At 41.5% G+C, this 14091-nt stretch carries 13 protein-coding genes; 8 read left to right on the top strand and 5 right to left on the bottom strand.

What is annotated here, in order from left to right; all coding sequences use genetic code 11:
* The first annotated feature begins 47 nt into the window (after positions 1-47).
* On the top strand, positions 48-209 hold the full coding sequence (locus UYI_RS40125; RefSeq protein ID WP_199332268.1) for an HNH endonuclease: 162 nt from the start codon (positions 48-50) through the stop codon (positions 207-209).
* Between the two features lie 164 nt (positions 210-373).
* Here the strand turns inward: UYI_RS40125 and UYI_RS0105465 are convergent, their stop codons facing one another.
* From UYI_RS0105465 to glpX, 3 genes are all read right to left on the bottom strand, one after another.
* The gene (locus tag UYI_RS0105465) at positions 374-3346 is read right to left on the bottom strand and encodes a UPF0182 family protein (RefSeq protein ID WP_016865666.1); all 2973 of its coding nucleotides are present in this window, start codon (positions 3344-3346) and stop codon (positions 374-376) included.
* A gap of 131 nt (positions 3347-3477) precedes the next feature.
* Complete coding sequence (locus tag UYI_RS0105460; protein ID WP_016865665.1) at positions 3478-4764, bottom strand: glutamyl-tRNA reductase; 1287 nt, start codon at positions 4762-4764, stop codon at positions 3478-3480.
* A gap of 100 nt (positions 4765-4864) precedes the next feature.
* Positions 4865-5902 carry a class II fructose-bisphosphatase gene (gene glpX, locus UYI_RS0105455; protein ID WP_016865664.1) on the bottom strand — a complete coding sequence of 346 codons (1038 nt, stop codon included), beginning with the start codon at positions 5900-5902 and terminating at the stop codon, positions 4865-4867.
* A gap of 329 nt (positions 5903-6231) precedes the next feature.
* Between glpX and UYI_RS0105450 the strand changes: the two genes are divergently transcribed.
* The 4 genes from UYI_RS0105450 (at position 6232) to UYI_RS0105435 (ending at position 8723) form a co-directional block, all read left to right on the top strand.
* On the top strand, positions 6232-6765 hold the full coding sequence (locus UYI_RS0105450; protein ID WP_016865663.1) for a hypothetical protein: 534 nt from the start codon (positions 6232-6234) through the stop codon (positions 6763-6765).
* Between the two features lie 52 nt (positions 6766-6817).
* Positions 6818-7132, top strand: a complete 315-nt coding sequence (gene grxC, locus UYI_RS0105445) for a glutaredoxin 3 (RefSeq protein ID WP_016865662.1) — start codon at positions 6818-6820, stop codon at positions 7130-7132.
* Between the two features lie 214 nt (positions 7133-7346).
* Positions 7347-7832, top strand: a complete 486-nt coding sequence (gene tadA, locus UYI_RS0105440) for a tRNA adenosine(34) deaminase TadA (RefSeq protein WP_016865661.1) — start codon at positions 7347-7349, stop codon at positions 7830-7832.
* A gap of 117 nt (positions 7833-7949) precedes the next feature.
* A complete protein-coding gene (locus UYI_RS0105435) occupies positions 7950-8723 on the top strand; it encodes a lysophospholipid acyltransferase family protein (RefSeq protein ID WP_081589196.1) in 774 nt (257 codons plus the stop codon).
* 530 nt (positions 8724-9253) lie between these two features.
* On the opposite strand, the gene UYI_RS0105430 is transcribed toward UYI_RS0105435, so the two are convergent.
* Positions 9254-11356 carry a S8 family serine peptidase gene (locus UYI_RS0105430; protein WP_016865659.1) on the bottom strand — a complete coding sequence of 701 codons (2103 nt, stop codon included), beginning with the start codon at positions 11354-11356 and terminating at the stop codon, positions 9254-9256.
* A 298-nt stretch (positions 11357-11654) separates the two neighbouring features.
* Between UYI_RS0105430 and UYI_RS0105420 the strand changes: the two genes are divergently transcribed.
* From UYI_RS0105420 to grxD, 3 genes are all read left to right on the top strand, one after another.
* On the top strand, positions 11655-12266 hold the full coding sequence (locus tag UYI_RS0105420) for a hypothetical protein (protein ID WP_009456078.1): 612 nt from the start codon (positions 11655-11657) through the stop codon (positions 12264-12266).
* A 195-nt stretch (positions 12267-12461) separates the two neighbouring features.
* The gene (locus tag UYI_RS0105415; RefSeq protein WP_016865657.1) at positions 12462-12713 is read left to right on the top strand and encodes a BolA family protein; all 252 of its coding nucleotides are present in this window, start codon (positions 12462-12464) and stop codon (positions 12711-12713) included.
* Positions 12714-12891: 178 nt separating this feature from the next.
* Positions 12892-13215: a Grx4 family monothiol glutaredoxin gene (grxD, locus tag UYI_RS0105405; RefSeq protein ID WP_009456074.1), complete on the top strand. Its 324-nt coding sequence runs from the start codon at positions 12892-12894 to the stop codon at positions 13213-13215.
* A gap of 241 nt (positions 13216-13456) precedes the next feature.
* Here the strand turns inward: grxD and UYI_RS0105400 are convergent, their stop codons facing one another.
* Complete coding sequence (locus UYI_RS0105400) at positions 13457-13708, bottom strand: DUF6761 family protein (protein WP_009456072.1); 252 nt, start codon at positions 13706-13708, stop codon at positions 13457-13459.
* Positions 13709-14091 lie beyond the last annotated feature (383 nt).

The raw sequence follows: 14091 nt of genomic DNA, 5'->3' as shown, positions 1-14091 counted from the left end.
GGGAGAGTGCGCGTAGCGCGGGTGAGGTTCTTCTGTACCTCACTCAGATGAAATCTGCTGTAATAGAAACCCATCATATAGTACCCGTAGCTCAAGGCGGTTCTGACGACACAGAAAACCTTCAGCATCTACACGCACCGTGTCACAAACAGGTACATTCCAAATCCAAGACATGGCTTGAAGTAAGGCTTGAGCCGTGTGATTGGTAACAGTCACGCACGGTTCTTAGGGGAGGGGCGAGGGGCGACCCTCAAACCTTACCCGCTCATTTCTGGAACAAATAGCCGATTTATTGGACAACCCACAACGCTCCGAACATCTTTGGGAGAGCGATCGCTGTTTCTACTATGTGTGATTGCCCCTCCTAATGCTTTCACTCCACTGGGCGAATAATCGTCGGTGCAGCTGGTTGTTCTAGCTGAAAGATTGCAGTCAATGCTTGTTCTAAAGTTTCTGCCATCACAATTCGATTTTCGTAGGTAACAATTACTGCTACAAACGTTGGCAGGCTATTTTGTTCTGCTTCCAAATATAATGGTTCAACATACAAAAGAGATTGTTCAATAGGAATTACTAAAAGATTTCCTTGAATTGCTTTTGAACCTTCACGATTCCATAGGGAAATCTGTTGAGAAATTACTGGATCTTGGTTAATTAATGCCTCGATTTGTTGAGTTCCATAAACTAATAGTTGTTTGGGAAATTCATATAGTAATAATCTGCCGTAGTTCTCTCCATCAGAACGTGCTGCCAGCCATGCAATTAAATTTGCACGTTGGTTTGGCTTAAAAGGTAACAGTAAAATAAACTCTTCTGTCTCTGCTTTTGGTAACTTCATGATCAGATAGTAAGGCTCTACTGATCGCTGTTCGCTACCATAAATTTCTGTTGGTATCTCCCACAAGTCTTCTCGGTTGTAAAATACCTGCGGATCGGTCATGTGATAAGTCAGCAACCGTTCTGATTGAACCCTAAAAAAGTCTCCTGGATAGCGGATGTGACTGCGGAGTGCAACTGGCATCGTTTGCAGAGGTTTAAGCATTTGTGGGAAAATTTTCCCTAGAGTAGTAATTACTGGATCTGTGGGGTCAGCTACATAGAAATCAACCGTACCATTGTAGGCATCCACAACAATTTTGACGGAATTACGAATATAGTTAAATGAATTTTTACCAGGGTCAGAATAGGGATAGCGATCGCTTACAGTATATGCGTCAATTATCCAATAAAGGTCTGTAGGCTGACCTGTAAGAGTTGTCCCTCCTCCACTTGCAGCCACTAAATAGGGATCACTGTCAAAACGTAAAAAAGGCGCGATCGCCTGTACCCGATCTCGAATAGTGCGGCGAAATAATAACTTGGTTTGGGGAGTGAAATTACGTGTCAGCAGCATTTGCCAATCTTTAAGATACTGAGCAAACAGCAAGCGCCGCCACATTGCACCAATAGATATCCCACCCCGCCCATCGTAGACGTTATAGACATTTTCGTTACCACTGGGATAATCTAATTCTTGGGTTTTTGTCCCCGTCATCACGTAAGTATCAGTAATTTCTCCGTAATAAATGCGTGGTTGGTTAATGGGAATGCTGGCACGAATTTCATCTGTGGTGATTTGCAATGAACCTTGGCTACGTGTATCTTCTACACCAATATCTTTGACATAGTAATAAGGTAATCCACCAGGGCCAACCACATTGACTGGGCTAAGTGTAAAACCGTAGCCATGAGTATAAATTAAATGTTTATTTATCCAAGTCTGTGCCTGCTGGGGAACATCACCGTAATCTAGTTCTCGTGCTGCGATAATAGTTTGTTGGTATTCTGTTGTTTGATTTTCGATGTCGCGCAACAACGTATAGCGGTCAATATCAGCACCAGGAAATTTGTAATATGGTCGAATTTGTTGTAATTGACGGTTAGTTTGTAGAAGGGGACGGCTGTCCCACAAACGGATATTACGAATTGTTTGTTGATTTTCTTTTAACTCAGCTGCTGTCAATTGACCTCGTGGGTCAAAAGTTTCGGCATCAATAGCATCTAATTTAAATGCTTTGCGGGTCAGGGCAATGGTGCGGGCAATGTAGGGTCTTTCCTGGGCTAATTCATTGGGCTGGACAACCAAGCGCTGTACAATTGTGGGCAAAATTTCACCAGAAAGCCCCGCGAATGCTACATACAATGCAAGTAAGTAGACTAATTGGCGTGGAAAAGGAATCGGTCTTAATCTAGTTTTTTTGCGTTTGGATAAAATATATATTCGCCACAATAAGTAAACTGCGATCGCCACAGCCAAGACACTCAGTCCTGTATAAATTGGTAGCTGTACCTTGACCTCTGTGTAGCTAGCACCAAAGTTAAATCCACTTTTGGAGTATAAAAGTTCGTAGCGTAACAACCAATAGTGCAAACCTACCGCCAGCATGAGCAAACTTGTTAAGGCATTTAAATGAAGTCGCTGTGGTACAGAAAACCCAGGAAACCACCCCTCACTCAAACTATTAGACGAACGCAGATAAATTAACGATACGGAAGCAAGACTGTATACAAAAATTCCTAATAACCAAAATTTCAATAGTTCCCAAATCGGTAGGGAAAATACATAAAAACTAATATCTCTCTGAAAAAGAGGGTCTGTACTGTTAAAACTTGTAGCTTGGAAAAATTGTAAAACCGTCACCCAACGCGCAGATAGCAAAAACGCTAATAGTAAGCTAATCAATAGGGCGATCGCTTTTAACCAAAACTGATGATTAATTAAAATTGCAATGGTTAAAACCACTAACAAACCCGCATTAACAGCAGGTATACGTATTTCTTCTGAACGGTAAAGTTGTGAAAAAAACTGCAACAGGGGTGGTAATTGCCAAGATAAGATGGGGAGTTTGATATTGACAAACCACAAGTCAAAAGCTGTCTGGGCGTAGTAAATCAGAACCACTCCTGCTAATGCACTCAGTCCCACCACTGCTGGGATGAGTAAGCGTAGCTTCAGAGTAGAAGATGTGGAGATAGGAAGACGCTGTGCAGTTTCAGAAGACGTGGAGATAGGGAGACGCGGGGAAGAAGCAGAGAATCTTTCATCCATACTCTCCGTATCCCCCCTCCCCATCTTCCCAGAGGGGTGCTTGAGGCGATTGGCTATAACCAAATTACTGAGTAAAAAACTGATTGAGAGCAAAAAAGCGATCGCACCCAATCCCAGTTGTGTCTGTAAGCGCAACAGAAATTCTTGTAAATATCCAACTTCATCAAACCACAGAATTTCTGCCACCAGACGTGAGGCTAATTCAAACAATAGCCACAAACCCAACAGCAGTGCAATGACGCGAAAAATTCGGTTCATAAATGGGGAGTGTGAGGGGTGTGAGGAGTGCCACTTCGCGGAATTCAAAAGTCAAAAATCAAAAATCATTTTGACTTTTGACTTTTGACTTGTTACGCCACCAACCACTAACCACTAACCACTAACTCTACTTAACTAAATTGCTCTCCTACATCCAGGTTAAATAACATTTGTAGCGACTGCATACAACGACGTCTTGCTTCGACATCTTGCTGCGCTCGCAGTTGTACCATTGGGTCATGTAAAATTTTGTTAACGATACCCCGTGTTAAAGCTTCGATGACTTCTTGGTGTTTTTCGCCAAATTCTGAACCCAAACGGGATAAAGCTTTCTCTAGTTCTTGTTCCCGAATAGTTTCGATTTTATTGCGTAAACAACTAATAGTAGTTACGGTTTCTAGCGATCGCCACCAGACGTCAAAAGCTTCTACTTCTTCCTCTAAAAGCCCTTCGGCTTCCTGAGCCATCTTGCGACGGCTTTCGTGGTTTTGTGCCACCACAGCTTTCAAATCATCAACATTAAACGCTTTGACGTTTGCTAGTTCATTAACATCTCCATGAACGTTGCGCGGCACGGCAATATCAATTAACATCAATGCCCGGCTGGCTTCTAACACAATTTCTAACTTAGCACGATCAAGAATTGGCTCTGTTGCAGAGGTGCTTGTAAATACTAAATCACTTTCGCAAATTACTTTCATCATTTCCGAAAGTGGATGAGTTTGGATATTATGTTCGGGGAAGAGCTTAGCTAATTCCTCTGCTCTACCAACAGAGCGATTTAAAATACAAATTTTGACAGCACCTTTAGAAACTAGGTGTTGCACCAACAAGCGCGACATTTTGCCAGCACCTAGTATAGCCACTCGGCAAGCTGCGAGATTTTCTACCTTCATTTGGGCCAATTCCACAGCCGCAGAACTGATAGAAACTGCCCCAGTACCAATGCTAGTTTCAGTACGTACCCGCTTACCAGCCGTAATCGCTTGTTTGAATAATCGATTCAAAATAGTTTTTATACCGTTGTATTGCTGTCCCAGCTTATGGGTGTTTTTTACCTGGGCAAGAATTTGACCTTCACCAAGTACCAAGCTATCTAGGCCAGCAGCAACTCGCATCAAATGCATCACAGCATCTTGATGGAGTAAAACAAATAGGTGTTGTCTTAGAGATGTCACAGGTGTTTTGCTGTGTTCCGAGAGGAATTGTGTCACTTCTCGGACACCTTGTTCACTTTCTTCGGTGACAATGTAAATTTCTAAACGGTTACAAGTGCTAAGGATGGCAACTTCATCAATATGGGGATAGCTAAGCAGGTGTGCGATCGCGCTTTCGGTCTGTGGTTCTGGAATACTCAGCTTTTCCCGGACTTCGACTGGGGCTGTTTTATGGCTTAACCCCACCACTGCTATATTCATTTGCTAAATCGTGTTTACTAATGGGGAACGAGCGGTTGTTATTTAGTTAGTAGATAGTAGTTAGTAGTATTAACCACTAACTACTAACCACTATCCAAACTTAGTGCAACTGCAATACCTTGGGTTCTTCAAACATGTGGATGGTGTCCACAAAGCGAGCTGTTTTCGACTGGTTGGAAATCACCAAGCTTTGAGTTCTTGCACCTCCGTTGAAGAAGCGGACGCCTTGCATGAGATTACCAGAGGTAATACCACAAGCAGCAAACAAGACGGTTTGACCGGATGCTAGTTCATGAGCATCGTAGACTTTATCAGGGTCATTGATACCCATAGACTTCAACCGTTCGATGTTAGCTTCTTTGCTTTCGCCAATCAAACCAGTCTTGACTACTTCTGGATCATAGATTAATTGCCCTTGGAAGTGTCCACCCAACGCACGCATAGCCGCAGCAGAGATTACACCTTCGGGAGCTGCACCAATTCCCATGAGAGCATGAATATTGGTTCCAGCAAAACCACAGGATAAGGCTGCACCCACATCACCATCAGAAATGAGTTGGACTCTTGCTCCTGCTTCCCGAATTTCTTTGATCAGGTCGTTGTGGCGTTCACGCTTCATCACCACTACAACTAGTTCATCGATCGCTCTATCTAGACATTCAGATAGAATTTTTAGGTTTTCAGTGGCAGACTTGTTGATGTCTACTTTACCCTTGGCAGCTGGGGGAGCGGCTAGCTTCTTCATGTAGAAGTCTGGGGCAGCGAACAAACCACCTTTTTCGGAAATTGCCAATACTGCCATTGAGCCTGGTTGACCATACGCTACAAGGTTAGTACCCTCACAAGGGTCAACAGCAATGTCAATTTCAATTAATTCATCTGGATTACAAAAATCTTTAGCATCTGGGCGGCTACAGATACCAACTTCTTCTCCAATGTAAAGCATGGGAGCATCATCCCGTTCGCCTTCCCCAATCACAATGCGACCGCGCATGTAAATTTTGTTCATCCGTTCCCGCATGGCTTCCACAGCCACTTGGTCAGCAATATTCTTTTCGCCCTTACCCATCCAACGAGCAGAAGCGATCGCGGCTTGCTCAACTACCTCAATAATCTCTAACCCAAGAGTATTTTCCACAGAGTCTGCCCTCTCGATAGCTTGATTTTGCGACTTTTCATCTGGTGATTTCAGTTTTACAGTCTACCAAAGGGCGGATACCCGTGGAAAATACTCTCTGATGCAGTCTTTGTTAAGTTTTGTAGTTTATGTATAAAAAGTAGTATGATTGAATCTAAGTAACACTGAGATATTGCTGATGTGTAGATTAGTCAAACTAAAAGTTGCAATATCAAAATAAAAATAAATTTTTCTATATTCAAATTTAATCTTGAAGGTTATTTATGTATTGCCTTTAAATCACTATAAAATATAAATTTTATTTTTTCTTACCATGCAAGAGGGTTGTGATGAACATTTTAGAATCAATACAGACATTTATAGAACGTCATACTCTAAGCTTTTTATTTTTTATATTGGGTACATTACTCACTTTCTTAGCATTAACAAATAGTCTTGACTTACCAGGACTTAAGGGAATTGTACCTTATGCAGCTTATCGGTCAGTTTCCCTTGTTCTTGGTATTATTTCTGTTCTGTTGTCGATTTTATTATATTATCTACCACCTCAAGGAGCAAAAAGCATACCAGATGCACTCAGAATACCTTTACTAGAAAGAAGAGATAAACTTCTTAGTCGCGCTCAAAAACAAATTCTTGGCTTTATAGAAGAAAAAACCATTAATAATAATCATGGAATTCAACAAGATATATTTGAGCAAAAATATAATAATAGAAGTAAAACAGAGACATACTATCGGCTAGAACAACTTTGGTTACTAGGGTTTTTAGAAAAGGAAGAAATCGGCAAAACACTAAATGATTTGCCACGTTACATATACCGTCTATCTTCTGAATATCGAAAAGCAATAGGTCGGCGTTGAGAAATAATGTTTAAACTAGAGAGTAATTACAAATCTATTTAAACTTCAAAATATGTTCAACTTCATCAACTCTCTTTTAAACCGCCATCCCGAAAACGTTAAAGCCAAGGTTGAAATTTATACTTGGCAAACTTGCCCTTACTGCATCCGTGCCAAGATGTTGTTGTGGTGGAAAGGTGTCAATTTCACCGAATACAAAATTGACGGTGACGAAACAGCTAGAACAGCAATGGCAGAGCGTGCCAATGGACGTCGTACTGTACCACAGATTTTTATCAACAATCAACACGTTGGCGGCTGTGATGACCTCTACGAATTAGATACAAAAGGTCAACTAGACACTCTCTTAGCCCAGCCAGCAGTTTAACAGTTATCAGTTTCATTACTGGGTATAAGTCCTCTACCATACACCTGATAACTGTGGCTAGCCCTAGACTTCCAGTCTAAGGGTATTCAATTTTGGTAATTAGAAACATGTCACGGGCTGCGGGATCCCCGACTTTTTTAAAAAGTCGGGGATCTGACCCTTCGCAACTACTCAGAAATTATGTGGTCGAGTACTACTTTGTAAACAGAAGAACATGTCACTCGAATACTCAGAATATCTTATACATCGCCATTGGATGGATCACGCTTTAAAATTGGCACAAATGGCGGGTGATGCGGGTGAAGTGCCTGTAGGTGCTGTTATTATTAATTCATCAGGTTATTTGATAGCAAAAGGTGAGAATCGCAAACAACGCGACCAAGATCCAACAGCCCATGCGGAAATTCTTGCTTTGAAAGCAGCAGCTAGCAAGTTACAAACTTGGCGTCTGAACCAATGTACTCTCTATGTTACTCTCGAACCTTGTCCGATGTGTGCAGGTGCAATAGTCCAAGCCCGTATTGGGCTTCTCGTTTATGGCGTGGACGATCCCAAAACTGGTGCAATTCGTACTGTTGTTAATATCCCCGATAGTGCGGCTTCTAATCACCGTCTGCGTGTCATTGGAGGCATCCTGGAAACTGCTTGTCGTCAGCAGTTACAAACGTGGTTTGCAAATCGGCGACATAGCAGCGAATAACGGACAGAGGTAAAACTGTCCAGCTGCGACAACACAACTTTAGGAAGAAAATCTACGGTGTATCTAATTCCTATTTTGATTACATTTTCTACCCTACAGTCAGTTGCCACCCTCATCATGGAACTTCACTCTTCCGAAGATCAGATCTGCCACCGAACACTAGCCCACACTCCAGTCAATGGTGAGACGGCGATTTCTACTAGTACTTCATGGTTGTCTCCCTGGTTAACGCCTCTGGCGTATTTCTTGGGACACCATTTTTTACCTTTATTTTTTGGACAGATTAGAATTACCGGCCAAGAAAATATTCCTGCTACAGGCCCTGTCCTCCTTGCCCCTACCCATCGCGCGCGTTGGGATTCATTACTGTTACCCTACGCGAGTGGTCGTTGTGTTACAGGTCGTGACCTGCGCTTTATGGTGACTATTAGCGAATGTCAAGGTTTGCAGGGTTGGTTTGTGCGACGCTTAGGAGGTTTTCCTGTAGATCCGCAACGCCCATCGATCACTACTCTTCGCCATGCAGTAGAATTACTTCAACGCGGAGAAATGTTAGTTATTTATCCTGAAGGTGGCATTTTTCGCGATCGCGAAGTTCATCCCCTCAAGTCTGGAATTGCTCGTTTGGCTTTAACTGCTGAATCTAGCCACCCAGATTTAGGAGTCAAAATTTTACCTGTTAGTATCAACTACAGCCATCCCTATCCCGAGTGGGGTACTGATGTTAGCATCCACATTGGGTCTGCGATTAAGGTAGCAGATTATATCAATGGTTCTTTAAAACAGGATGCTAAACGTCTGACAACTGATTTAGCAAATGCACTTAAACAATTAAGTCATCATGAATCGACAATTACTACTCATACGTTTGCTGAAATGCCAAATTCGTAATTTTTGTTGTTAGTTGTTAGTTGATAGTTGATAGTTGATAGTTGATAGTTGTTAGTTGATAGTTGATAGTTGATAGTTGTTAGTTGATAGTTGATAGTTGTTAGTTGATAGTTGTTAGTTGATAGTTGATAGTTGATAGTTGATAGTTGTTAGTTGATAGTTGATAGTTGATAGTTGATAGTTGATAGTTGTTAGTTGATAGTTGATAGTTGATAGTTGATAGTTGTTAGTTGATAGTTGATAGTTGATAGTTGATAGTTGATAGTTGATTAGTGTTTATTCCAACCAACAACGAACCACCAACAAACAACCAAATCTAGTTGATTAGTGTTTATTCCAACCAACAACGAACCACCAACAAACAACCAAATCTAGTTGATTAGTGTTTATTCCAACCAACAACGAACCACCAACAAACAACCAAATCTAGTTGATTAGTGTTTATTCCAACCAACAACGAACCACCAACAAACAACCAAATCTAGTTGATTAGTGTTTATTCCAACCAACAACGAACCACCAACAAACAACTAAATCCCCAAAATTAATTCCCAACTATTGAGTTTCCCTGTATCTTGTAGTGCATAGTCAATTACCCACAACTGCCAACGTCCTTTGGCTGGTAAAGATAATAACTGTTGCAGGACTGGATGCGATCGCACGGTGTAAGTTGCTTGTAATTGAATGCGACGACCCAAGGTGCGATTTTGCAATAATACGAGGTGATTATTAGGGGCTATTAAGTAAATTTCTAAATCACCTAAAAAATCATGGGTAATATTGACGCTGACTTGAATATCTTTGACTAGGCTAGAATCAGATATCGCGATCGCACTTTTAATTCCTTGTTTGTCATTGTCTGGAATCGCGACTTTATTGCTGTTCTCTCCTCTCAAAATTCCAGTTGTGCTAAATGTGGCTGTACGAAGTTTTTGGGCTGCTTGTACGGCCCGCAAAGCATTCACCTTTCCATAACCGAACCATTGCGAATGGCCATTCTCATCATAAGTACCATAACGCATCTTCAATTGGGGGTCTGGTTCCAGGTCAACAATTTTATCGGCGGTTTCTTCTAAAATACGTTTGACTTCTTTAGCTGTTAAGTCAGGATTCACTGACAAAACTAATGCTGCTACGCCTGCAACCACAGGGGTAGCACTAGAAGTACCGCCGAAGTTGCTTGTAAAGTTACCTGGATCATAGCCAGCAGCCCCTATTTGATCGGTTGTCAATATTCCTCGTCCAGATAGTGTTGTGCTGATGCTTGGTTGGGTATATACGTAACCTTGGTCTTGAAACCACATCCCTGGTAAAGCATTGTTACTAGGCGCACATACAGAAATATTATTTCCCCAGTTACTATAAGCAGCTTTTTTATTCAAGCTTGTGGAAGCAGATACCGTAATTACATCAGGATGTACAGCAAATCCACTGAGCCACTTAGTATTACCTTTAACTAAATCTTTCTGCCAACCTTGTTCATTCACAGTTCCGCTGACTGGGCGATTGGCATTGCCTGCGGAAAAGAAAATAACACAGCCTTTACCATTACGTCCTTTTGTAGCAGCGCGGGTAATAGCAGCGCGTTGGCGTAAAGAAAGAGGAAAGTAAACTGCTGATGCTCCCCAACTGCAAGAAATTATACTTGCTCCTTTTTCAACCGCCCAATTGAAAATATCTTCTATTGACTCGTCATCTAAAAACCCTGTGCTGCGAATTGGCATGAAAGCACAACCAGGGGCAACCCCAGCAATACCCGTACCATTTTCTTCTGCTAAGATGATACCTGCACAAGCTGTACCATGACTGGCTTCTTTTTCATTTGGTAAGGGTAAAAAGTCGTTTTCTTTTAAGTCTCTAGGGGCAACAATTTTGCCGCTACCTTGAAAATCTGGATGATTTAAATCAAAGGAATCATCTACTACCGCCACGACAACCGAACGAATACCGCGAGTGATATCCCAAGCTTTTTCTACAGAGATATGAGAACCATTAGCTAACTGATTCCCGCCATTATGGTTGAGATACCATTGTTGGGGATAGAGGGGGTCACGGGGTTGATAATGGGATTGCTGATGGGTGATGATATTAGGCTCAGCAACTACAACTTCTGGTAATGAAATTAATTGATTAGAAATTTTAATAGGATTTGCCTGTGCTTGTTCACCAACAATGAAAACAAAAGTGTTGGGAAGACTAGGAACAGATTTTTGCTGGATTAAACCAAATTTAGTGGCGATCGCATTAATAGTGCTACTGTCTACCCAAGCGGCGAATTGAATTGTGATTTGGTCAGTCAGATAAACTCTGGTGCTAGGACTATCTTTGATTTGATAAACATGACTAGCAAACGCCACATCGTCAGAAGCCCGCGCTACAGACATAGCCCCTTCTAGCTGGGAAGGTGAAACAGCGAATAATGCTAGCTGTGCTTTGGGAATATTGCGACGCCAATTACCCCAATTCGCTTGAGATAAGTCTTGCGGTGACAAATGATCATGAGGGCGCACAGTGAAGCGATCGCTCACTTTTTCTAAGATTAATTCTTCGCCACCACGTTGTAAGATGAATCCTTGGCTAGTAGCAGGTATATCTGTGGGAGGATAATCAGAGGAATTTAGGCGATCGTTCATAGCAGTGATTCAAGCTACTGTTAAGCTACTGTCAGGAAATAATGGGAACATGATTTCACCGATTTTCGTTTTAGATCGGAGAAACTGTAGTAGACCTGTTGCAAAAGGAACTTTTGCCACAGATGGGAAAAGCTTAAAAGCTAAAGGAAAAAAGTTTCTGAATGCCTTTTTCCCTTGTCCCTTTTCCGGCTTCTGCAAACAGTCTATTTTGTGGCTTTATTTTGTTAAAGTCCAAAACAGAGTTAAGATACCCGAAGTTTCTATCCTTTTTTGTTAAGTTGTTGTATAAATTCATCCCATGAAGTCTTTAGCTAATGTTCCCTTGATTCGCTTCACTTTTTTATCAGTCATAACAGCCTTTGGTCTGCTGTTACCTGTTCATGCTCAACAAGCCCAGATTATAAACATTCCCAACCAAGCACAACCTATAGACCCTAACAACCCCAATACCCTACGTCCAACAGTCCAAAATAATAGCATCTTAAGTGTTGATGGTGGTAAACGCCTGATGGCAGAGGCTAGTCAAGCTGTCAATTCTCAAAACTATGATGTCGCAGCAAAGAAACTTCAGGAAGCAAGATTAGTTTTTAATCAGCTATCAAATTTCTATCAAGAACTAAATTCCAGCTTTGCTGGAATTGACAATAGAGTAGCTGATTCCCAGCGCAAACTAGCACTAGAAACCGCCCAAATGCGCGATGAAGCCACTTATCAACTCGCATTAGTACATCGGGCGCAAAATAAGCCAGAATTAGCAGTGCCTTTGCTGGTTCAAATTATCAAAAGTCAAAACCCTACACGGGATCTAGGAAAGAAAGCTTATCAGCAATTATTCGAGTTGGGTTTTGTTGATGCACCTTTCCCTAGAGGAGGAAGCAACACCTCTTCTTCGTCTCAGCAAAAAAAATAATTAAAAAATAATACCTACCATCAATTCCTCTAATAGACCGCCGCCAGCAGGTGGGCGGATTTTTAGGTGTCTAAATGCTAGGATGTTTTTGTTTGTGAACAGTGTTTATACTTCAGCCTTCTAGAACTCGCAGATTGGCAATGTATTAGCGTCATTATTGATAATAATAGAAAAGAAGTTTGATTAGGAATCGCGATGATTAGTCCGCAACAGATTGAGGAAATGATCAAGGCGGAACTGCCAGATGCCCAAGTTCAAGTACAAGACTTGACTGGTGGTGGTGATCACTACCAAGTGACAGTAGTTTCATCGCAGTTCGCAGGTAAAGGATTAGTGCAGCAACACCAGTTAATTTATGGTGCTTTACGACAAGCTATGTCCACTGAAGCAATTCATGCTTTAGCACTGAAAACATATACACCTGAAGCATTTGCTAGTAATAGTTAATGGTTGTTTGTTGATTGTTGATTGTTGATTGTTGATTGTTGTTTGTTCTACGCTGCACCGTAGGGCGTACCTCTTCTTTAAAGTAGCTGACGAAAGGCGGGTCAATGGAACAACCATCCACCCACCAACTACCAACTACCAACCACAAACAAGTATAGAGAGTAGGAACACAAATACTATGACACCAGAACTGAAAGAAAGAATTGATAATTTACTCAAAGAAAACAAAATTTTGGTTTTTATGAAGGGAACCAAATTAATGCCCATGTGTGGTTTTTCCAACAATGTGGTACAGATTTTGAACACATTGGGAGTTCCCTTTGAGACTGTGAATATTTTGGACGACTACGAACTCCGTCAGGGAATCAAGGAGTATTCTAACTGGCCGACAATTCCCCAAGTGTATATCAACGGTGAATTCGTTGGTGGTTCAGACATCATGATCGAACTTTATCAAAAGGGTGAATTACAGCAAATGGTAGAAGTGGCTTTAGCTTCTTAATCATTTGTTGGTGGTTGGTGGTTGTTTGTTGGTGGTTATTAACCATACCCGATCCCCAATCCCTGACCCCCAATCCCCAAGTACCAAAAATCCCCCCTGTCGAAAAGCCGAAACGTTACAGAGGGGATTAATCGCTCAAAAATCTCCAAATTTCACACCGCCACCATCATTGACTGGGACAGACAACGTGCTATAATTGTCTGCGTCAATCAGGAGTGAGCATCTTGTGACTAGCTGAAAGTCACTTGTAGTAGTCTGGCTCTGGCTCTGGTTGCGTCATTGTGAAGTTCGATACATCGTATAAATAGCGGGTTGCTTCCTCCTCTAGGCGATGGATCAAATAAGGCTCAATGGCGTTACCATGTCGCAGCGCGGCTAGATAACCATCCAAATACATCCGCATATCATCAGTGCGATAACCGCGATTCCATAACTCGACGAAGGCGTCAGTGAGTCTTTGGTAATAGCGGATGGTTTGTGTGTCTTGGAGCATACTGCTTTAAAAATCTCTTTGGAATGAGAATTGTAAATTATTCAAGCTGAAATGTGAAGTACATTTCAGTTTGGCATTTATTTAAAATCCCTATCTTCTGCTGTAGGGAATACCCCTGTTTGAGCTACAACCTAAACTGATCCTATTCCAGAAAAACATGAATTTGAATGGGTCGGTAAGTTAATTTTATATTTGGCTATCAAAACAACGCTTCTACATTCGCTGACGTACTTGGCTGTTGTTTGTGCCTAAGCAGTTTCTGTTTTTCTCAAACAGACCGATTTTTTCATGGAGTTACTTTTTTGGTAAGTGACGCCCTTATTCCCAATGGAATACCTAGCTAAAAAAAATTTTAATAATTATAACAAAAATTTAAGAATGTT

The organism is Fischerella muscicola PCC 7414 (assembly GCF_000317205.1).
Lineage (GTDB): Bacteria > Cyanobacteriota > Cyanobacteriia > Cyanobacteriales > Nostocaceae > Fischerella > Fischerella muscicola.
This window is presented reverse-complemented; position numbering and strand designations above follow the sequence as displayed.

Coding starts and splice junctions, on each gene's coding strand:
- UYI_RS40125 (WP_199332268.1), top strand. CDS start 48: ATGAAATCTGCTGTAATAGAAACCCATCATATAGTACCCGTAGCTCAA.
- UYI_RS0105465 (WP_016865666.1), bottom strand. CDS start 3,346: ATGAACCGAATTTTTCGCGTCATTGCACTGCTGTTGGGTTTGTGGCTA.
- UYI_RS0105460 (WP_016865665.1), bottom strand. CDS start 4,764: ATGAATATAGCAGTGGTGGGGTTAAGCCATAAAACAGCCCCAGTCGAA.
- UYI_RS0105450 (WP_016865663.1), top strand. CDS start 6,232: ATGAACATTTTAGAATCAATACAGACATTTATAGAACGTCATACTCTA.
- grxC (WP_016865662.1), top strand. CDS start 6,818: ATGTTCAACTTCATCAACTCTCTTTTAAACCGCCATCCCGAAAACGTT.
- tadA (WP_016865661.1), top strand. CDS start 7,347: ATGTCACTCGAATACTCAGAATATCTTATACATCGCCATTGGATGGAT.
- UYI_RS0105435 (WP_081589196.1), top strand. CDS start 7,950: ATGGAACTTCACTCTTCCGAAGATCAGATCTGCCACCGAACACTAGCC.
- UYI_RS0105430 (WP_016865659.1), bottom strand. CDS start 11,356: ATGAACGATCGCCTAAATTCCTCTGATTATCCTCCCACAGATATACCT.
- UYI_RS0105420 (WP_009456078.1), top strand. CDS start 11,655: ATGAAGTCTTTAGCTAATGTTCCCTTGATTCGCTTCACTTTTTTATCA.
- UYI_RS0105415 (WP_016865657.1), top strand. CDS start 12,462: ATGATTAGTCCGCAACAGATTGAGGAAATGATCAAGGCGGAACTGCCA.
- grxD (WP_009456074.1), top strand. CDS start 12,892: ATGACACCAGAACTGAAAGAAAGAATTGATAATTTACTCAAAGAAAAC.
- UYI_RS0105400 (WP_009456072.1), bottom strand. CDS start 13,708: ATGCTCCAAGACACACAAACCATCCGCTATTACCAAAGACTCACTGAC.